6 protein-coding genes are annotated in these 23,081 nt (G+C 61.9%); all 6 read left to right on the top strand.

Features of this window, described 5'->3' with window-relative positions; genetic code table 11:
• Positions 1-152 precede the first annotated feature (152 nt).
• The 6 genes from HMJ39_RS05445 (at position 153) to HMJ39_RS05420 (ending at position 22,583) form a co-directional block, all read left to right on the top strand.
• The gene (locus HMJ39_RS05445; protein WP_194296567.1) at positions 153-1,718 is read left to right on the top strand and encodes a ShlB/FhaC/HecB family hemolysin secretion/activation protein; all 1,566 of its coding nucleotides are present in this window, start codon (positions 153-155) and stop codon (positions 1,716-1,718) included.
• Positions 1,719-1,768: 50 nt separating this feature from the next.
• Complete coding sequence (locus tag HMJ39_RS05440; RefSeq protein WP_194296566.1) at positions 1,769-13,612, top strand: two-partner secretion domain-containing protein; 11,844 nt, start codon at positions 1,769-1,771, stop codon at positions 13,610-13,612.
• A 119-nt stretch (positions 13,613-13,731) separates the two neighbouring features.
• Positions 13,732-14,127: a hypothetical protein gene (locus HMJ39_RS05435; RefSeq protein ID WP_194296565.1), complete on the top strand. Its 396-nt coding sequence runs from the start codon at positions 13,732-13,734 to the stop codon at positions 14,125-14,127.
• A 139-nt stretch (positions 14,128-14,266) separates the two neighbouring features.
• Positions 14,267-14,665, top strand: coding sequence for a hypothetical protein (locus HMJ39_RS05430; RefSeq protein WP_194296564.1), 399 nt, complete (start codon positions 14,267-14,269; stop codon positions 14,663-14,665).
• Between the two features lie 54 nt (positions 14,666-14,719).
• On the top strand, positions 14,720-15,121 hold the full coding sequence (locus tag HMJ39_RS05425) for a hypothetical protein (RefSeq protein ID WP_194296563.1): 402 nt from the start codon (positions 14,720-14,722) through the stop codon (positions 15,119-15,121).
• A gap of 202 nt (positions 15,122-15,323) precedes the next feature.
• Positions 15,324-22,583, top strand: a complete 7,260-nt coding sequence (locus HMJ39_RS05420; protein WP_194296562.1) for an RHS repeat-associated core domain-containing protein — start codon at positions 15,324-15,326, stop codon at positions 22,581-22,583.
• Positions 22,584-23,081: the final 498 nt, after the last annotated feature.

Genomic DNA, 23,081 nt, shown 5'->3' with positions numbered 1-23,081 from the left:
CGATCGGGGGGAAGAAAAAATGGGGGCCTGCACTTCAGCCTATCGGGGCGCCACGCCGTCCTGCCCAACCAACCCGTTTCTTTCATCGGCCATGTCCGCCGCGGGGGCCGCTCGTGGCCGGATCGCGGCGATTGTTTCGGGATGCATCGTTCATGAGAAGTAAAATCGGATTCGTGCCCGCCGCCGTTCTGGCGCTGGCCCTGGGGGGCGCCGGCGCCCCGGCCCTGGCCCAGGAACCCGCCGCCCGCCAGGTGGTGGTCAACGGCGTCGCCTTCCAGGGCAACACCACCTACAGCGCCGCCGACCTGTCCGGGCTGATCGCCTCGGAAATCGGCAAGCCCATGACGCTCAAGGACATTCAGGGCCTGGCCAACAAGGTGGAGGCGTTCTACCACGACGCCGGCTACCCGCTGGTCAAGGTGGTGGTGCCGCGCCAGACCTTCGCCGACGGCAAGCCGGTGGAACTGGTGGTGCTGGAAGGTCGCCTCGGCGAGGTACGCATCCAGGGCGAGCGCCGCTACCACACCCAGCGCATCCGCGACGCCCTCGCCGCCAGCGGCGTGCGCGCCGGCGAGCCGCTGCGCCTGGACCGGGTGGAGCGGGCCCTGACCCGCATCAACCGGGAAGCCGGCGTGGAAGCCAGCGCCACCCTCAAGCCCGGCGCCGAGCAGGGCTTCACCAACCTGCTGGTGGACGTGGAAGAGGGGCCGCTGCTGAGTGGCAGCCTGGAAGTGAACAACTACGGCAGCAAGGACACCGGTCGCTACCGGGTGGTGCCCTCCATCAAGCTGGAGAACCTGAGCGGGCGGGGCGACAGCGCCAACCTGATCGGCATGCAGTCCCTGGGCGACGGCGACGCCTGGTTCGCCTACGCCGACTACGCCACCCCGGTGGACAGCCGCGGCACCAGCGTTCAGATCTACGGCTCCACCGGCAACGTCAACGTCGGCCGTGACTTCAAGGTGCTGGAAGTGGAAGGCGACAGCACCGGCGCCGGCCTCGGCGTGCTGCAGGACCAGATCCTGTCCGCGCGCAGCATCCTCACCTACAGCCTGTGGCTGGAAGGCACCAATCTGGACCAGGACATGCTCGGCGTGCGCATCGCCGAGGACCGGGTCCGCAAGCTGCGCCTGGGCGTGGCCTGGGACCGCACCGACCTGTCCGGGCGCAGCCTGGTGTCCCTGGATGTGCATCAGGGGCTGGGCGAGCGCCTGGGCGGTATGGACAACAATTCCGCCCTGTCCAGCCGTGCCTTCGCCGGCGCCGACAACGACTTCACCAAGGTGACCCTGGACCTGACCCGCATCCAGCGGCTCAACGCCCGTACTCTGCTGATCCCGCGCCTGTACGGCCAGTACGCCTTCGACCCGCTGGTCTCCAGCGAGCAGTGGGCGATCGGCGGCGTCAACTCGGTGAAGGGCCACGCGCCTTCAGCGTACTCCGGCGACAGCGGCGTCACCGCCTCCCTGGAAGGGCGCTACGACCTGTTCGCCGACGACCACCGCTACCAGCTGATCGGCCAGATCAGCCACGGCCGCATGCACATCAAGGAACCCTTCTACGACCAGCACAGCGAACAGCACATCTCCGGCGTCAGCCTGGGCCTGATGGCCCGGCCCCTGGACCCGGTGGAGCTGCGCCTGGACTGGGGCCTGCCGCTGGGGCCGGAAACCGGCGACAACGATTATTTCTACGCTCAGGCGCGCTACCGCTTCTGAGGGGGGGCCGGGCCCGCGGGCCCGCATACGACTTTTACGGGTGACAGATCATGGCACGGAATAACAAGCGCAAAGCATCGGTGGCGGCGGCCGTTTCGGTTTCGGTGTTCGGTTTCAGCGGTGCGGCCCTGGCCGGGCCCAGCGGCGGCAACGTGGTACGAGGGGAGGCGCAGATCACCAACCCCGCGGCGCTGGAAACCCTGATCCGGCAGACCACCGGCAAGGCAGTGATCAACTGGGACGATTTCAGCATCGACCCCAGTGAACTGGTGGAATTCATGCATCAGAGCGCCAGCGACGTAACGCTGAACCGGGTCACCGGCGGCAGCGTCTCGCAGATCCAGGGCGCGCTCACCGCCAACGGCAACATTTTCCTGATCAACCCCAATGGCATCGTGTTCGGCGCCGACGCCACCGTCGACGTGGCGGGCCTGCTGGCCACCACCTTCGACATCGCCGACGACGACTTCATGGACGGCAAGTTCAATTTCAGCGGCGAGCTGATGAACAGCGCCTCCATCAAGAACCAGGGCACCATCACCACCGACGACGGCGGTTTCGTCTACCTGATCGCCCCCAACGTGGAAAACACCGGCCACATTATCGCCAACGTGGGCCGCGTGGCCCTGGCCAGCGACGGCAGCTACGACATCGACCTCACCGGCAACGGCCTGGTGAAGTTCTCGGTCACCGACGCGGACCTCTCCGGCGCCGAAGGCACCATCAAGAACGGCGCCGGCGGCCAGATCGAGGCCGGCCACGTGCTGCTCTCCGGCAGCCAGAAGGACGCCGTGGTGTCCTCCGTGGTCAACCAGGGCGATATCACCGCCGCCACCGAGCTGACTCTGGCCGGCGACGACCTGGAGCAGTCCGGCAACCTCACCGCCACCGGCCCCGATGGCGAGGTCCGGCTGCGGGCGGACAACGCCATTACCTCCACCGGGGGGCTGATCAAGGGTGACACCGCCGTGCTCCAGGCGGGCACCGGCATCGGCGCCGCCGGCGCGGTCAATACCGAAGTGGATCACCTGGACGTGAGCAGCGACGCGGGCGCTATCCGCGTCGACGAAGCGGACCAGCTCGCCAGCCTCAAGATCGACACTGGCGACGACGCCGAGATCAACCTCAAGCACGAAAGCCAGGACCCGATCAGCGGCGCTCCGGTGCTCAACGATGCCAGCGTCAACTTCGAAGGGGACCGCCTGTCCACCTCCGGCATCGTGGAAACCGACCTGGATTTCACCCACCGCGACGGTCGCGTGACCCTGAACGGCGTCCACGTGGACGGCGACCTGGGCGTCACCGCCGCCGGTGACATCCTCGGCAACGGCGACCTGGGCACCGCCGCCAGCGGCGAGCGCGTGACCCTGGCCACCACCGTGGACGACGCCACCATCGGCGCGGAAAGCAACCCCCTGCGCCTGGACGCGGACACCCTGCGCGCCGAGGCGAAAAAAGGCCATGTGGTGATCACCGACACCCACGGCGACCTGACCCTGGAGCGGGTCAGCACCGGCGACAACAGCGCCGAAGCCGGCCTGCGCGCCCTGATCACCGCCGAGGACGGCGACCTGCGCGGCAGCAACGGCGCCGAGGCCAACGTGGAAGCCTGGGCCACCAACCTGAAGGCGGACGGCGCCATCGGCGAGGATCACCGGGCGGTAACCACCGCCGTGGACGTGCTGTCCGCCGCCACCCAGGATGGCGGCATTTACATCGACGAACAGGACGGCGAGCTGATGCTTGGCCGGGTCAGCGCCGGCGAGCGCATCAGCCAGGGCGGCCAGACCGTCTCGTCCACCGGCATCGGCGGCGCCGACGGCAGCGTCACCTTGAGCAACGGCGCCATCGGCGACCACGGGGTGAAAATCGCCGCCGAGGACAACATCCTGATCGGCGACCGCATTTCCTCGCCGGACGAGCTCTGGCTGTTCTCCCACCATGGCGGCATCTACAAAAGCGGTGAGTCCGCCGTCATCACCGGCCGCTTCATCGCCCTGGACGCCGCCGGCCGCCTGGGCCAGGACGGCGCCGCCCTGACCACCCAGAGCAACGCCATCCAGGCCCGCTCCGGTTCCGACGGCATCTACCTGGCCGAGGACAACGAACTGGCCGCCCTGGACATCCACGCCGCGGGCGACAACGCCGAGGTGCAACTGACGGCCACCCTGGGCGATGTGCTGCTGGGCAGGGTGCAAGCCGACGACGGCGATGTGTCCGTGGTCAGCCAGGACGGCGACATCCTCGGCTACGCCGCCGCGCCGTTCAACGTGCGCGGCAATCACCTGACCCTGGACGCGGACGGCGCCATCGGCACCGCCGCCGAGGCGTTGAAGACCGAGGTGGGCAGCCTGACCACCACCACCGGCACCAGCCTGGCCGGCTCCTACGTGGCCAACACCGGCCTGCTGTCCAGCCTGGGCGTGACCACCCTGGGCGGCAATGTCGAGATCACCGACGACGCCGGCGGCGTCGCCTTCAACCGCGCGGACGAGCACCTGGTGGTGCAGCGCGGTGGCGGCGACGGCCTGGATCTGGACTTCAACAACCGCGCCGGCAACCTGATCGTGGAAGGCGCCGACCTGAGCGGCCATGAGGTGAGCCTGACCGCCAGCGGCCGCATCGGCGGCGACGGCGACGACGTATTGGCCGCCGACGGCCTGGCCCTGGACGCCGGCGACGACATCGACCTGAGCACCGACGCCAACCGCATCGACGCCACCACCGCCGATGGCGACATTGATCTGGACAACCAGGGTACCGGTGAACTGCTTCTGAACGCGTCCGCCGGCGGCGCCGATCGCGGCGTGGCCGTGGCGCATAAGGGCGATCTCAAGCTCGGCCAGGTGTCCGCGGACGGCCTGATCCGCCTCACCGCCCTGGGCACCCTGGATGGCGACGGCGACAGCACCGCCATCACCGGCAATGACGTGGAACTGGACGCCGCCCGCATCGGCAGTGATGCCCGCGCCCTGTCCACCGCCGTCACCGGCGAGCTGTCCATGCTCTCCGACGGCGACATTTTCGTCAGCAACGTGGGCGCCCTGAGCCTGCTGGAAGGGGAGGCCGGCGGCGACATCGACTTCACCCAGTCCGGCAACGCCGTGCTCGGCCGCCTGGCCAGCGGCGGCAGTGTCACCTTCCAGGCCTCCGGCCGGGTCAGTGACGGCAACGGCGACGACGCCAACATCATCGCCGACGACCTGAACCTGAGCGCCCAGCAGGTGGGCGCCGCCGACGGCACCGTGGACGCCCTGGAAATCCGCGTCGACGAGCTGGTGGTCGACGCCAGCAACGGCGGTATCTATCTGCGCAACCGCGACAGCGGCCCGCTGAGCCTGATCCGCGCCCGCGCCGCCGGTGGCGACGTGGACATCGACAGCGCCGGCGACATCGGTCTGGGCACGGTCACCGCCGCCGGCGGCAACGTTACCCTGACCAGCGATGGCGCCATCAACGACGCCCGCCCGGACGGCGCCGACCAGGCCAACGTGGTGGCCGGCAAGGTGGACATGCGCGCCCAGCAGGGCATCGGCAACACCGGCCCGCTGGTGCTGGACGTGGACCGCATGTCGGTGAGCGGCGGCAACGGCGACGTCAACGCCGCCAGCCCCGGCGCCGTGGAAGTGGACGCCGACAGCCTGGTGGGCAAGGGCGCCAGCGGCGTCACCATCGTCGCCGCCTCGATCACCGTGCTCGACAACAACGGCGGCACCCTGGTCATGGACGGCGGCAAGCTGGTGCTCACCGCCACCAACGGCAACATCGTGTTCCTCAACCAGGACGACACCATCCGCCTGCCCGGCGGTGGCAGCATGACCCTCACCGCCCGCGCCGACGGCGCCAACGAGGGCTATAACGGCAACATCATCACCGGCAACCTGGTCACCGAGGGCGGCGACATCACCCTGGACGCGGACCGCAACGTGACCCTGGGCATGCTCGACACCGGCGGCACCGGCGATGTCTACGTGATCGCCCGCGACGGCGTGATCCTGGACGGCAACGGCGCCGACCAGAACGTGCGCGGCGACCACGTCACCCTGATCGGCAACACCCCCAGCGAGCGCGACGCGGAAATCGCTCGCGACACCGCCATCGCCGACTATGCCGGCAAGGTGGCGGAGCTGAACGCCAAGATCCTGCAGCTGGAGGTTCTCCAGCAGCAGCTCGAGGCCTACCTGGCGGCGCTCAACCAGGCGATCGTCAACCGCAATATTTCCCAGGCCAATCTGGCCAGTGCCCAGGCCCGGGTCAACGATCTCTCCCGCCAGTTGAGCGCGGCGGAGAGCACCCTGAACACCCTCAACCGGGTGGTCTCCGTGGCCCAGATCGCGGTGGACGCCATGGCCATGGTGGCCGGCGGCGCCCAGGCGATCCCGTTCAGCGGCGACGGCGGCGCCGAAGCCACCTTCCAGGGCCTGAGCCTGGCACTGTCCGCCGCCCAGGTGGCCGTGGACGAGTACGACCGCAATACCTTCTCGCCGCTCTCCGACCGCTTCAACGTGGCCCTCAACGACCTGGACGTGGCCAAGGCCTATCTGGGCGACGCGGTCACCAACGTGGAAAGCTGGACCACCCTGCGCAACACCACCCGGGTGTCCCGGGACATGGCCGACCAGTCCGTGTTCAAGGCCACCGCCGCCCGCGACGCCAGCCAGGCGCTGCGCCACCAGGCCATCGCCGCCTACGACCAGGCCCAGGACATCGACATGTCCGCCGCCAAGCCGCTGGGCATCCAGGCCAACCAGCTGGACATGGGCACCAGCAGCGGCCGCGCCCTGAACAGTGGCGTTTACCTGGACTCCACCGGTGATCTGGGCCTCGGCGACATCAAGTCCGTGGGCGAGATCCGCGCCGAAAACGTGGCCGGCTCGATCAGCGTGGTGGGCGATGTGGTCAGCCCGACCCTGATTTCCCTGCAGGCCGACGGCGCCGTGCGCGGCATCGGCGGCACTTTCGTTGAAGGTGAAGGGGTGGACGGCGAGTGGGTCGCCGATGTGGGCACCCTGCATGCCCCGGCCATCGCCGTGCGCGCCGGCCAGGGCGTCGCCGACCAGGAGGATTCGCTGCACACCGACACCGATGAAATCGCGGTGGACGCTGGCGCCGGCGACGCCTTCGTGGTCAACGACAACGGCGGCGACGAACTGGTGCTGGGCACCGTGGACGGCCTTAGTGGCCTCACCGCCGCCGGCGACATGGGGCTCTGGAACAAAGGCGACCTGCGCCTGAAAACCCAGGTGGTCGACACCGACATCACCGCCGACAGCGACACCTATCTGTACGCCGAGGGCGGCGCCATCATCGACGACAACGGCGACACCCTGAACGTCACCGGCGGCGACCTCTACTTCCGCGCCGACGGCCAGGTGGAACTGGACACCCAGGTGGACCGCGTGGTCGACAGCGGCACCAGCGACGGCGACGTGCTGCTGCGCGAGCGCGACGACCTGGCGCTGATCGCCCTGGAAACCCTGAACGGCGACATCGACGTCAGCGCCGGCGGCAATCTGACCGTCCATGAACTGGCCGCCGCCGGCGACAGCGCCACCATCGCCCTGGACGCCGACGGCCGCATCGACGACGACCAGGACAACAGCACCCTGATCGCCGCCAAGCGCCTGGAACTGACCGCCGGCGGCGCCATCGGCGCCACCGGTTCCTTCACCCAGCGCGGCCTGGACACCGCCGTGGACGTGGTCACCGCCGACGCCAAGGGCGAGATCAATCTCCACGACGCCGACGATCTGGACGTGGAGAAAGTCACCACCACCACCGGCAATGTGACCCTGACCAGCGAGGCCGGTGATCTGCACCTGGGCGAAGTACGCAGCGACGGCGAGGGCGCCAACATCACCCTGGTGGCGGACGGCGCCATCGACGCCCTGAACGAGGCGGACGACACCCCGGAACTGGACGCCGACCAGCTGGCCCTGCGCGCCGGCAAGGGCATCGGCACCGCCGACCAGGCCCTGCTGATCGAAACCGGTGCCCTGGAAGCGGACGCCGGTGACGGCGGCCTCTACCTGTTCAACCAGAACCGCGACCTCACCGTGGGCGGCGTTACCCCCAACCTGGGCCTGCCCGGCCTCACCGGCCTGGACGCCAACGGCGACCTGCACCTGACCGTGGCCGACGGTGCCCTCACCGTGAACGAGGCCGTCACCCAGACCGGCGAGGGCGACACCCGCCTGAGCAGCGGCAAGGGCCAGCTGCTCAATGCCAACCTGGCCGCCGCCGGCGATCTCACCCTGAAAGCCACCACCGGTGACATCACCGCCGTCAACGGCGTGCAACTGACCAGCGGCGGCGACCTGTCCGCCACCGCCACCGAAGGCGGCGTCAGCCTGGTGCAGAACAGCCGTGCCCAGGCCACCGGCGACCTGAGCCTGAAGGGCGGCGCCACGGTGTCGCTCACCGACGCCAGCGCCGAGGCCGGCGGCGACCTGACCCTGACCGGCGAGAACGGCAACGTGACCCTGGCCAACAGCCAGGCCACCGGCGCCGGGGACGCGACCCTCACCGCCGGCCAGAACATCACCCTGTCCGGCGCGTCCACCCTCACCGCCACCAACGGCGCCCTGGACGCCACCGCCACCAGCGGCAACCTGGATATCAACGGCAACAGCGGCGTCAGTGCCGCCACCACCCTGGACCTGCAAGCCGGCAACCAGGTGGCGCTGAGCAACGCCACCGCCCAGTCCGGCGACGACATGAGCGTCACCGCCGACAACGGCGACGTGCTGCTCACCAACAGCCGCGCCGCCACCAAGGGCGGGCAAACCGTCAGCGCCGGCGGCAGCGTGCGCCTCACCCAGTCGCAGCTGCACACCGAAACCGACGGTGACATGAGCGTGACCGCCACCAATGGCGACATCAGCCTCAACAACAGCCAGATGCTGGTCGGCGGTGCCTTCGACGGCGATGCCGGCGGCGACGCCGTGCTCACCAACGCCCTGATCAGCGCCGGCGGCTCTCTCGACCCGGACGTCGATGGCACGCTCGACCTGGATGCCGGCGACAATGTGCGCCTGACCCAGGGCAGCACCATCACCGGCACCGGCGACACCCACTTGAGCGCCGAGGAGGGCGAACTGCTGGTGGTCGACAACGGCCGCGTTCAGTCCGGCGCCGACCTCGACCTGGACGCCGGCACCAACGTGACGCTGCACACCGGGGCCGCCCTGGGCCAGCAGGACGTGACCGTCACCGCCGGTAAGGACGTGCGCCTGTCCGGTGGCGCCCAACTGCTCGCCGCCGAGGGCGATCTGTCCGCCACCGCCGACGGCGGTGACCTGCTCCTCAGCCAGAACAGCGCCGCCGGCGCCGCCGGCGACGTGACCCTGACCGCCGATCAGGCCATGACCCTCACCGACGCCATGGTGGCCGCCGGCGTGGATCTGGAACTGACCGCCCGGCAGGGTTCCATGACGCTGATGAACACCAACGCCGGTGCCGGCGGCAACGCCGAGGCCACCGCCGCCGGTGACCTGCGGCTGTCCGGTGGCTCCCTGCTCACCGCTACCGAAGGCACCCTGGACGCCACCGCCACCGACGGCAGCCTGAACCTGAGCCAGGGTAGCCGCGTCAGCGGCGCCGACGACGTCACCCTGCGCGCCGGCACCGACCTGTCCCTGAACAACGCCAGCGCCGAGTCCCTGAACGCGGACCTGAGCCTCACCGCCGACACCGGCAGCGTCACCCTGGTGGCCAGCCAGGCCACCGGCCAGGTGGACGCCACCGTCACCGCCGGTGACAACGTGGCGCTCTCCGGTGGCTCCGCGCTCACCGCCACCGACGGCGACCTGGATCTCACCGCCACCGACGGCGACCTGAGCGTCAGCCAGTCCTCCAGCCTCACCGCCGGCAACGATCTCACCGGCGAGGCCGGCACCGACCTGGTCTTCACCACCGGCGCCAACGTGACCGCCGGCGGCGATCTGGACCTGGACGCCGGCGATCACCTGAGCGTGACGGACGCCACCGTGCGCGCCGACGGCGACGCCGCCCTCACCGCCACCGCCGGCAACCTGTCGGTGACCCGCGCCACGGTCACCGCCGGCGGCTTCCTGGACGGCGACGCCGGCCAGGGCATCCTGCTCACCGCCGCCACCCTGGCCAGCGGCCGCCCGGCCATGGTGCCGTTCGCGCCGCTGTCCGTGGAGCCGCTGCCCGAGGGCAACGTGGACCTGACCCTGAACGCCGGCAGCGGTGACATCGCCCTGTCCCAGGGCAGCCGCGCCGAGGCCGCCGGGGCCCTGGTGATGGACACCGAGGAAGGCAACGTCAGCCTCACCAACAGCAGCCGCGCCACCGCCGTCACCGACGCCACCGTGGCGGCCGGCGGCGGCGTCAGCCTGGCCCAGGGCTCGCGCCTGGAAGCCACCACCGGCGACCTGGACGTGACCGCCACGGACGGGGACTTCACCGCCCGGGAGAGCTCCGTGCTGCGCGCCGGCGGCGACTTCACCGGCAACGCCGGCGGCGACCTGGCCTTCACCGAAGGTGCCCAGGCCGACGCCGACGGCGCCCTGGATCTGGACGCCGGCGACAACCTGACCATCCAGGACGCCACCGTGCGCGCCGACGGCGATGCCGCCCTCACCGCCGCCGAGGGTGATCTGGCGGTGACCCGCTCCAGCGTCACCGCCGGTGGCTTCCTGGACGGCGACGCCGGCGGGGCCATTACCCTGACCAGCGCCACCCTGGCCAGCGGTCAGCCGGCGCCGGTAACGCTGTTCGCGTTCGCGCCGCTGCAAGCCGGCAGTGTCGATCTGAGCCTGAACGCCGGCAGCGGCGACGTGACCCTCACCGGCGGTAGCCAGGCCACCGCCGCCGGGGCCCTGACCCTGGGCAGCGAGGAAGGCAGCGTCGTCCTCACCAACAGCAGCCGGGCACGGGCGGCCACCGACGCCACCCTCACCGCCGCCACCGACGTGCGCGTTAACAACGGTTCGTCCGTGGACGCCGGCGACGGTGATTTGACCCTCACCGCCACCGACGGCGACCTGAGCATCACCAGCGGCGCCACGCTCACCGCCGGCAACGACCTCACCGGCACCGCCGGCCAGAACGTGACCCTGGATCAGGCCACCGCCGAGGCCGGCGGTAATCTGTCCCTGGATGCGCAAGGCGCGGATCTGGCCCTGGCCAACAGCCGCGCCACCGCCGCCACCGACCTGGATCTCAAGGCCAAGGGCGACCTTACCGTGGATGGCGCCCAGGCCCGCGCCACCGCCGGCGATCTGAGTCTCACCGCCACCGACGGTGACCTGACCGCGCGCAACGCCAGCACCCTGGCCGCCGACGCCGATCTCAGCGCCGAGGCCGGCGGCGACCTGGCCTTCACCACCGGCACGGACGCCCGCGCCGGCGGCGATCTGGACCTGGGCGCCGGTGAACAAGGCGACCTGGCCGTGACCAGCGCCAGCGTCACCGCCGGCGGCGCGCTCACCGGTAAAGCCGGCGGCGGGGCCACTCTGACCGCCGCCACCCTGACCAGCGGCGCCGCCGCGGACGCCGACCCGGCGGACCTGAGCCTGACCGTGGGCAGCGGCGACCTGACCGTCACCGACGGCAGCCGGGTCACCGCCAGCGACTCGCTCACCATGAGCAGCGACGAGGCCGCCGTAGTGGTCGACAACGGCAGCGCCATGCAAGCCGACCGGGACGTGACCGTTACCGCCGGCACCGATGTGGGCTTCGACAACGCCAGCCTGGACGCGGTAAACGGCAACGCCCGGATCACCGCCAGCGACGGGGCCCTGACCCTGGCCAACAACGCCGGCCTGACCGCCGGCGCCGACCTGGACGCCAACGCCGGCGGCAAGATCACCATGGACGCCACCAGCGCCATGAACAGCGGCGTCGACCTGACCTTGGAAGCCGGGGACGACGTGGCCCTGTCCACCCTGCGTGCCGGTGGCGACGTGTCCGTGACCAGCGAGGAAGGCGGCATTCAGGCCGACCCGACCATCGCCGAGCACATCCACGGCGACAACCTGTTCCTGTCCGCGGCCAAGAGCATCGGCTCCACCCTCAGCGGCCTGAAAACCCGCGTGACCAACCTCTATGCCACCATCACCGGCAGCGGTGATCTGCACCTGGAGGACCTGGACGCCAACGGGCTCACCGTGAAGGACAGCAGCCTGGCCGACGGCGACGCCCACCTGCGCGCCGGCGGTGACCTGACCATCGACGCCCTGGCGGTGAACGGCGACGCCGTGCTCGACAGCGCCGGCCGCCTGGCCACCAGCGCCGAAGGCACGCTCAGCGCCGACGACCTGCGCGGCAGCGCGGTCAGTGGCATCCGCCTGAACAGCGAGCTGGACAGCGCCACCCTGGCGGTCAGCGGCACCGGCGCCATCGACCTGGACAACCAGGGCGACCTGCGCCTCGACAGCGCCACCACCGCGGACGGCGACATCGACGTGGACAACGGTGGGGATCTCGGCATTGGCCGGGTCGCCGCCGGCGACCACGATGTGGCTCTCAGCTCTGACGGCGCCATCCGCAAGGACGGCGCTGGTGAGGTCGAGGGCGTCAACGTCACCCTGCGCGCCAACGACGGCATCGGTGAATGGGCCACCGACAACCCCACCGATGGCTTCCTGAACCTGACCGCCGAGCGCATCGACGCGCTCTCCGACGCCGGTGACGTGATGCTGAGCCAGCAGGGCCCGGTACTCATCAGCCAGGCCCGCACCGGCGACGGCCGCGTCGGCCTGGAGATCGAGGACGGCGACGCCACCCTGGGCGACATCCGCGCCCAGGGCCAGGTGACCGTGGTCGCCAACGACGGCAAGCTGATCGACGATGGTGATGCCGACACCCGCGTGGTGGGCGACGAGGTGCGACTGGCCGGCCGCGACGGCGTGGGCACCGACACCGCCGCCATCGCCACCCGCGCCAACAGCCTGGATCTGCGCGCCGAAAGCGGCGTCATCAACGTGCAGGAACAGGACGGCCTGGCCGGCCTGGACGCCCGCATCGACGACGGCGACATCCGCGTGCGCACCCTGACCGGGGACCTCACCGTCAACGAGGTGCAGGCCCTCACCCCGGGCAACGCGGTGATGCTCTCCGCCGTGGCCGGCGCCATCCTCGATGGCAACGGCGAGGCCAACAACATCGTCGCCGCGCTGCTCGAACTGAGCGCCGCCACCGGCATCGCCCGCGCCAGCAACCCGCTGAACGTGGACGTGGACACCCTGGGTGCCGCCGGCGGCACTGGCGGGGTCTACATCAACAACCGCGGCACCGGCCCGCTCACCCTCACCGGCCTCACCGGCCAGGGTGGCCTGGGCCTGAACACCGGCGGCGACCTGGACCTCACCGGCGACGTCATCGGCCGCCGCGTGGACCTGGCCGCCGCCGGTGATTTCACCCAGGGCGGCCGCATCAGCGGCACCGACGGCGTCACCGTGATCTCCAACGGCAACGTCACCATGGTCGCCGGCGCGCGCACCGACAGCACCGGCGACATCGGCTACCGGGCCGGCGGTGACCTGACCGTGGACACCCTCCACACCACCACCGGACTCGCCGGCGGCAAGGTGACCCTGGAAGGCCGGACCCTGACCAGCAACGCCACCGAATCCGGCTCCATCCGCGCCGGCCAGGTGGACGTGCGGGTGCCCACCGACAACGGCGAACGGGTCTACGATCTGGTGGATACCACCAACGGCAAGGCGCGGGTGTCGCTCAACCAGCGCACCCTGGGCGGCAAGATCGTCGAGGACTCCCAGTACGTGGGCGACCTGACGCACCCGCAAAGCGTCGACACCCCGCGCCTGGTGTTCAACCCGTTCGAAGGCTTCCAGCCGAACACCACCGGCCAGGGCTTCCAGCCCGTGCCCGGCGACAACGGCGAGTGGCACTACGAACCCTGAGTTTTCCCATACTCACCCCCGCTTGGGAGCCCGGCCTCGGCCGGGCTTTTTTATGTCTGGTGTTTGCTTTAAATAAATCGAGGGGTTAAGTTCATAGGCGTATAAGAATAGGGGGTAAAATGAAATACATAATCATGATTTTTCTAGGAATCTTCATGGCCGGCCAGGCCGGAGCGCAAAAGGTCTGGGAGAGAGGGTTCGAAGTAAAAGACGTGTTGATATATAGCATGGCGGGCTACGGAATAGTGACGGCCAAGCTAGAAAAGGATTCAGGTATTGATACGGGGTGTGTGCCAACGGATCATCATGGAATCTTTAGTTACTGGGTTGAAGGGAACTTTAACAGTCGGGTCCAGACATGGGTCTCGGGGTTGCTTGCGGCGCAAGCGCAGGGGGTTGAAGTCGACATCTTAATCGACACGGATCAATGCAATACGGCGGGTCAGTGGGACGCTTTTGGTGCACCAGCCGGGCTGGGGCAGCGATTTGCCGGGGTTAGAGTGAAAACTCCTTGATCTTCAATAAACGAAGCTTTGTAGGCCAAGTTTCAATGGGGTGATTGTGAGATATCTCTTACACAACAAGGGAGACATTTCCTACATACCGCCTTGAGAAGAATATATAGAATCCGTAGAGGAAAATTTTGGGGGAGGTATGAAGTTAAGAATTCTAGGAATAATAATTGTTGCGGTTTTTTGTGGGCAAGTTTCGGCGGATATGGTCTGGGTGGGGAGCCACCGGATAAAAAGCGTGATGGTTTATAATGAAAATAATAGGAATGTCATAACGGTACGATTTAAAGAAGATGCCGTCTTTGACACGGGGTGTGCGCCAACAGATCAACACGGCATCGTCAGCTTTCTATACAAGAGCGATCTGAATAATACGCACCAGGGCCTTTTGTCGGTCTTGCTGTCGGCGCAAGCTCAGTCTCTGCCTGTTAATGTTTTGTTAGATGCAGATGATTGCAATACGTCCTCTGTATGGGGGCGTTTCGGCAACCCGGCAGGTCTCGGCCTTAATCTTCTTGGTGTCGAAGTCGTTTCCAATTAGGTGCCGCCTTTTTGTATTAAAGATTATTGCCGTGCGGATTTTTCTGGAGGGTGCGTGAGAATTTCAATCCTTGTTGGCGTATTGACCTTTTTTTTGTGCAGTCAGAGCCAGGCTGCTAGACAGTGGGCGTTTCAAGGAATCTATGTCAAGGACGTTTTAGTATACAACCAGGGCGGAAATAATGTGGTGACGGTTCGGATGGCAGGGGTGCCGTCCGATAACAACGTGGGGTGTAATCCCACGGATGCGCACGACATCGTATCTTATTGGTACGATGGTTCTATAAACGCAACAGTGCAAACCTGGGTATCGGTTTTGTTGTCGGCTCAAGCTCAAGATTTGCCTGTGGACCTTTGGGTCGATATGAACAATTGTAGTTCAGGAAGTCAGTGGAACCATTATGGGGCGCCTTATGGTCTTGGCTTGCGTTTAATGGGCGTAAAAATAGCAAAATAGTGTTTCAGTGAGTATGTGCGATTTGGCTGCTTTGGGTGCCGCTTATTGCGTTTTCCAAGATTGATATAAGGGGCTCGAGTTTGTGCGGACAATCCGCTCCGGCCAATTAATGGAATAGATAAGGTGATATTTCTGCTGCTTTCTTTGAAAGCCGTCAGGTGGTCATCTGTTTTATAAAATGAGGAATGGTGAGGGGGTTAAGGTGAGGAAGGGGTTTGTTTTTTTTGTTTCGATTTTCTGTTTTTTATTATCTTCCAACCTTCTTGCTGCGCGGCCGTTGAGCTTGCAGAAGCATAATTACGTTGTCTACCACCAGGATATATCCAGTGTCGAGTATGGACTTGACGGTATTCCTGACATCTTACTTGTTGCGGTGCCCAACTATGTGCCCATTGGGGCGGGTGTTACCTTTCCAGTACCAATATCCGCGGGCTACGAGAACCTTCTATTTTGCGGGACTACTTCTGGCGATTTCGAACCTTGCACCCTATCCGGCGACGCTGAAATTCCCGATCAGCCAACCGGCGACTATGAGGTTTTGTTAGGAGACTTTGATGGCGATGGCGAGCTGGATATAGTGCTCCATTCAAAGGTTTCCTCAAAAAATACGCTTTACCTTGATAATAATGGAGATGGTTCTTTCGGCTTGAAAGACCAGTTTAAAAAACTTGACGGAATATGGGTTTCTGGTAACTCCAATGTGAGTGTGACGGATCGTCTGGGAGCTAATGGGGCGGAAATAGTTATTGATGGTGACTATTATGCGGAATTGGCCAGCGGCCGGTTTCAAAGTCCGCACCGGATTAGTCTTTTATACTCGTTGACCGGGGCCTCTCAGTCGCGTTTTTCGGTCAGTCAGGGGCAGGCCCATTTTTCAATACCCATTCAAGTTGCTAGTGGTGGCTCGGGTGTGACACCTAGCGTTTCTTTGAATTATTCCAGTGATGCCGAATACGGCCAAGCGGGCATGGGGTTTCAGATCTCAGGGCTATCCGCCGTGAGGCGTTGTGGGCACAAGAATCTTCAGGACGGATATACTCAAGGTGTGGATGGTTCGAATGAAGATTTGGCGTGTTTAGATGGTGTCAGGCTAGTACTTGTCAGTGGGAGCTATTGGGAGAGTGGCTCGATCTACCGGCTGGAAAAAGAAGATAGTTCGCGCATCGTATTTGAAAACGGCGGTTTTACCCAATATCGAAAAGATGGTGATCTTTACAAGTACGGGCAATCGGAAAATTCCAGGGTTCGTGGTAAAAGAAACAATAGCGCGGTGGGCGTTTGGGCGTTGGAGTCTGTCTCAGATCGCTTAGGTTATGGGTATCGCGTTTCATACTTGCCAGATCAGGCATCATTTTTCCCGAGGAAGATAGAATACACTATCCACGATGGGGCTGATCAGTCTGGTTATGCTGGTGTTGAGTTTCATTATGAAACTGACCCTTATGGGAAAACGACCGCGATACTAGGCCGAAAGCTTAGCCTTGGGCTTCGTTTGAAAAGTATATACAGCCAGGTGGAGAAAGCGACTCTTCGCGAATATCATTTCTTCTATGAAAGCAATGAAGTTACTCGCCGCTCCTTGATGGCGAGTTATGCCGAGTGTAACTATAGAGGTGAGTGCTTTAATCCGACGACGCTGGATTGGCGAAGGGGCGACGCCCCCAGTTTTGCAAACGGACAATATATTCGATTTCCGGGCAACCCCTCGACTGGCTATGTATATGAGGAAGGGTTTACCAAATTTGGTTTTAATCGTTGGGCGGATATTAATCGGGACGGCGTGGATGACTATTGCCGCGTGTCTCCAACGGATCGTTCCGGAACTCGCTGGAATACGGCGGAAGTGCTTTGCTACCTAATCAATGAATCAGGGCGTTTTGGTGATTCGATACCAATTGATGTGGTCCTGAACGGTACCGATTTGATGCAGGCGCCATTGGATTTCCTGAATTGGAATGTGGATCCGGCATGGAAAGATATTAATAATGATGGCTATGTTGATTTTTGCTATTCGATACCGAACGGCGATAAGGCTTGGGATTCCTCCGATCGGTTGAAATGCCATCTTAATAGCGGTGGGGACGACATCAGTTTCGAACAGACGGTATCAAGTACTGTTAATCGGCCAACCGGCATTTTTCAGATTTCAGGGCGGTCCTGGGTGGACTTCAATAATGATGGCTGGCTCGATTATTGCTTTTCCTATACTCAGAATGATGAAAAAAAATATGTAACTTGTGCAATAAGGGAAGGTGAAAATTTTAGTTTTAATGATCGAGCAGTTGTGCGCCACGTAGATGAGGTTCCTGGCTATTGGGTGGATATCAATGGTGATAGTCTTCCCGACTACTGCCGAGTGAAAGATAATAAAATTACATGCGATTTGAATAGAAAAGGCCAGGATCTAAACGGTGGACGTTGGTCGAAAACAGGAAGCAATTACAAAGATGACAAAGATATTGATCAGTCGTATTACATGGGTACTTCCACGAAGCGCTTTTCAGCGCGTTTTGTTGACTTCACGGGAAATGGGTATTCCGATTTTTGCAGAATATACGTAACCAATTATTCCGGTCGTGGCGGGTATCGTGCGAAATGCTTGGAATCTACCGGGCAGGGTTGGGGGAGTGAGATCGTATCTCCTTTTATGCAGATTAGCGACAGCCCTTGGAGTGAATATGGCTCGGCTTTGCCGGCAATAGCTAGCGAGGCAATGGCCGAGGCAACCCAGTTCGTGGATGTTAACAAAGATGGCTTGATCGATTGGTGCGTTGAGGATAAATCTGTCCTGAGGTGTATGCTGAGTACGCCGGAAGGGTTTGGGCATTCTGTTGAAAGTTACTCAATGCCTATATTCCCTGGAACCCTGGTCCCGAGAGGGTTGAGGGGTATAAACCGTGGTTGGGCCGACATCAATGGAGATGGTCAGGTTAGTTATTGTGCGCTCTACTTTAAGTCACTTCGCGGTCTTCATCCGGAGGATAATCGAGGAATGGCTTGCTTTGATTCGGGCTCGTCAGAGAGACATGATTATTTAACCGGTGTGACTAACGGTATGGGGCTTTCTTATCAGGTTGATTATAAAGATATTTCCGATCCGTCGGTGTACGCGCACGACCGAGGGGTCGGAGAGTATGGCGAAATTTATATCGGGTCGGGCATTAATGTTGTTTCTCGTTTGAGCGTTTCGAATGGTATAGGCGGATTTAATGAGCAGAGCTATTTTTATAAAAACTATGGATACATTGAGGGCGGAATAGGAGGGCTGGGTTTTCGTTATATAGAGACCACGTCAGAGAATGATCGGAAGATCAATGAAACCTGGTATCTCCACGAGCCTTACCTGCACCAGACGGGGTATGTCGAGAAGAATAAAACCAGTTACCTTACAAGCAGCGGTGCGCTTCAAGAGGTTTCTGTTCAGGAGAATACCTGGGAAACCGTGACCTATGAAGGGTCTGGTTTCAACGTTGTGGCGCATGATGAGACGATCTGGAATGGTGACAGCCAAACTCCTTTGCGCTACAGGGTGCAGCAGATAGAAAGCCAATCGGAGAGCTATGATCTAAATGGCGCTTTCATACAGGCTTCGTCATCGACGCATGCTTATGACGATTTTGGGAATTTGACTAATGTTGTCGAAACCACATCCGGACCCCAGCAGAGCTTTACGAAAACGGTTGTCAGTCAGTTTGATGATTACTTGGATGACTGGATATTGGGGCGGCTTACTCGTTCCACGGTGACTCATGCCGGGGCTTATCAAGGCTCCGCGGTGCCCGCAATTACTAAAGTCTCGGAGTGGGAGTATTACTCTGCGTCCCAGTCAACGTTCGCGGGTATGCTTAAGAAAGAGATTATTGAGCCGGATCGTGCGGATCTTCGAAAGGAAAAAAGCTACACATACAACGATTTTGGTTTAAAGGAGACGGTTACCACATCAGTGGCCGGTTTGCCTCCCCGTACTATTGAGTTCGGGTACGACTCAAGAGGCCGTTTCCAGACGAGCGTCACCAACGATCTCGGGCACCAGGTTATTTCCAGTTATGATGAAGTCACCGGTGCTAAGCTGACCGAACAGGATCCGAATGGCCTGGTTTCTACCTGGGAATACGATTCCGTAGGACGGTTGGTCCGCAAGACCTCGCCGGGCGGGCAATCCACGGAAGTACGCATCCAAGCTTGTCTATCCAATTGTCCTGCGCATGCCGTATATTACTCCGAAAGCTGGCAGGCATCCGCCGGTGGTACGGCTATGTCGCCCAAAACGCGTGAATATAAAGACAAACTCGGGCGAACAGTTCAAACGCGTACCCAGGGCCTTGACGGTGCTTATATCTACAACGTTGCACAATACGACGCCCAGGGACGTTTACTGCGTAGCAGCCAGCCCTACAAGTCGGGTGGGGCAGTACACTGGGACGAAGTGTTGGAACGGGATGCCATGGGCAGACCGACCCGGCGAATGGCTGCTTCTGGTGCCCTGACGGAGACCCACTTTAATGGCCTGACCACCACTCAGACGACCTCCTGGAGCGGGCAACTCGGAGCGGGCGCGCAGGTGCGTGTCTCGTCCGTTACCGACGATGTGGCAGGTCATATGCGAAAGGCGACAGATAACGATGGCCGCCGGATTACTTATTTCTACGATGCGACGGGGCAGCTCATCAAGGCGTTATTGCCCGGTGGGGTGGAACTGGTCAATCAGTACGATTTGCTCGGGCGCAAGGTCATGTCCAGCGACCCGAACATTGGTACCTGGCGATACGCTTACGATGGCTATGACCAGCTCGTTCTGCAGGAGAATGGCTCTGGTCGTCGCGTCTGTTTTAGCTATGACGTGCTCGGGCGCCAGGTGGCCCGGACCGACGATTATCTGGCGTCGTCTGACTGGACACAGGCGCTCAATTCGGCACTAAGTGGCTGCCAGGGACAGATTGCGGATACCAGTTGGAGCTATGATGCGCTCGATAAGGGGGTGGGACGTTTGGCCTCTGTACGGACATCTGCCGGTTACGAACAGGAGCCGTTCTACGACAGCTTGGGCCGCGTGGTCCGTACCGAGACCCGCTACGCACAAGTCGACTATGTAAGCACCCAGCAATACGACGAGGATACTGGCAAGCTCGCTGTGATGACCCCCGCTCATCGCGATCAAGGTCCAAGTGTCAGTGTGGAGTACCGGTACAACAATCTAGGTTTCCTGACTGAGCTCGGTAAGGCGGGGTCGTCGGACTACTATTGGCAGATTTTGGCGCAAAATGCCCGCGGAGACGTTACACGGCGGCGCTTCGCCAATGGAATGATCGAGAATCAGGCAGCCTACAACGACGCTACCGGCATGATTTCGCAGATTCGCTCCAAGATGACGCTGGCGCCTTCCTGGGGTATCCAGGATGAGAGCTACGTCTACGATGCTAATGGCAACCTGTTACAGCGTTCCCAGACGAATACTACGCAAAATCTGGCCATTGAAGAAACGTTCGAGTATGACGACCTGGATCGGCTGATCCGGGCCAGCGTTGAAAATCTCGGCGAGCCTGGCCTGTCGTTTGAGCAAACCGCTCAGTACGACATCGCCGGCAATATTACTGCTCGGAACGATGTAGGCAGCTATGCCTACCAGGAGACCTGCCAATACCAGGGAGAGACCTACACCCCTGGCCCAGGCGCGGTGACTCAGGTGACCGGTGTAAGGAACGAGCAATACTGCTACGACGCCGGCGGCAATATGCTCACCGGTGGTAACAAAACCATTTCCTATACATCGTTCAATAAACCGGTTTCCATTAGCACGCCGGATGCCCAGGTGCAGTTTGTCTACGGACCATCCAGGGAGATTCTGCGCAAGGTCAGCACCGCATCCGATCAGTCCATCAATAAAACGTCCATTGGATCCTACGAAACGCTGACGATTTCCCAGGCTGGCGCGACGACGGTTAAGGAGCGCTGGTCCCTACCGGGCGGGGTTGTCGTCTCACTGGAAGACGGCGACGCGTCGACCTTGAAAGATGAGTACCTTTTCTCCGACGCCCTGGGCTCCATCGTCGCGGTGGCCAATCAGTTGGGTGGTGTCAACGAGCGATTCCAATACGACCCCTGGGGTCGCCCAAGACAAGGCCTCGACTGGGTAAGCCTGTCAGATCTGGATTGGTTCGACCTGGAGCGTGACGAAAACACCACGGGTAGAGGCTTCACTGGCCACGAAATGCTGGACCAAGTCGGAGTGATCCACATGGGGGGGCGCATCTATGAGCCGACCCTCGGCCGATTTATGAGCGCCGACCCGATAATTAAAGGTTTGGCCAATACAGAAAGCTACAATCGCTATAGTTACGTTCTGAACAACCCGATGAGCTACACCGATCCTACTGGGTACTCTTGGTGGAGCGAGAACGTGACGGACAAATGGCGAGATGTAAGAAAGAAGTTTAGGCGCCAGATCATGCAATTCGTTATGGGGCCAGTTAATGAGGCGCTTTTTTATCATGGTGGGCGCGCACTAGCCAAATTTGCTAGCCGTAATAAGTATGCTGGCGAAGTCATCGGCACTATAAGTACAGCCTGTGGCCCCTACGCCCCTATCTGTAACGCCGGAGCCAACGCAAGTATGGCCTATGCTAACGGTGCGCCATTGTCCGATGTTTTTGAAATTGGCATGAAAACAGCGGCGCTTGCGTATTCGAATCAATATGCCGCCGGTCGCATAGGGCAATTCCGTGCAGGGGAAAGCGTAGTCCGCGAGGTGATCGCCACGGGCCTACATGGAGCCAGAGGAGCGGCGTTTGCTAAAATGTCTGGCGGCGATGCACGGTCCGGTCTTTGGGGAGGGCTTACGGAATCGGTGATAGGTGGCGGAATACACGATCAGATATCAAACAAGGTGGGCGGAACGTTAGCTGCTGCCCTGGCTAGCGGCACCGTATCTGAGGTGACTGGAGGTAAGTTTGCTGTTGGTGCTCTCCAGGCGGCTATAGGCTATAAATATAATGAGCTTGGGGGAGATGAGCCGGAGTGGGATAGCTACCAAGCGGCTTTTTCCGAACGGCTGCAGTCTCTTTTCGTTAGATTTACCGGGGCCGCAGATTATGCGGTGTACTGGTGGATCGATAGGGATATTCCTATTCTGTCCCCAATTATGGGAGGCGCGGCGTCGTTGGCTAACAGCGATAATCTTGCTACTACCATGTCGGTATTGTCTATGGGCGCCGGATTGGGCACCGCAAGAGCCTTTTTTGTAGGCGAACCGGCCGGTAGTCTAGCTGGTTCATCCATGGCTTTGGGTTTTGGTTCTGATGCAGTAAACCAAAACGATTATACGATGCAGAAGTTGGGTGCGGAGGCTTTGGGTTCCTTGCTTGTCAGAGGTACTCCTGCTGGCACTGCGTACAACTTCCATAGGGGTATAAATCAATTAACTACTACTTGGACTGGTTTTTTTGTCGACGGTAAGGATAAATGATATGCCTGTAGTGAATAATCGAAAATCGTCTTCAGCTATACTCATTATGGCGATTTCCATTATGATTTCTTATGCGTGTAGAGATGGGCTTTTGGGGTTTGCATTCGCCTGTTCGTTTTTTCTCTTTGGGTATATTGTTTTTGAATTTACTAGAGGGCTCTTCCATAAAAAAAAGTTTTTTCTGGTTTTGAATATTTTTTCGTTGTTTTTGGTTTTGTTTCTTTCTCTATTTTTGCCTGGGGGTGGGATGGATGCGGTGTTATTTTTTTGTTTTATGATTTCATGTTTGGTGTTTGTTGTTAACAATAACGTGTGATTGGGTTTTGATTTGGGTTATTTGCCGGTCAATAAGATAAAGTTTTGCTAATTTGGTGTCAGAGAAGAAGAACCATGGTGGCGCAGGTTACTGGTTCTTTCGTTAGCTCGAGATAAGTCGTTGGCGGTCAGGTTGTATGTGGAACCAGTGTTTTTAATGCTGCGTCGGTCTGCGTGGAGTTT

This window comes from Alloalcanivorax profundimaris, assembly GCF_015265435.1.
GTDB lineage: Bacteria > Pseudomonadota > Gammaproteobacteria > Pseudomonadales > Alcanivoracaceae > Alloalcanivorax > Alloalcanivorax profundimaris.
This window is presented reverse-complemented; position numbering and strand designations above follow the sequence as displayed.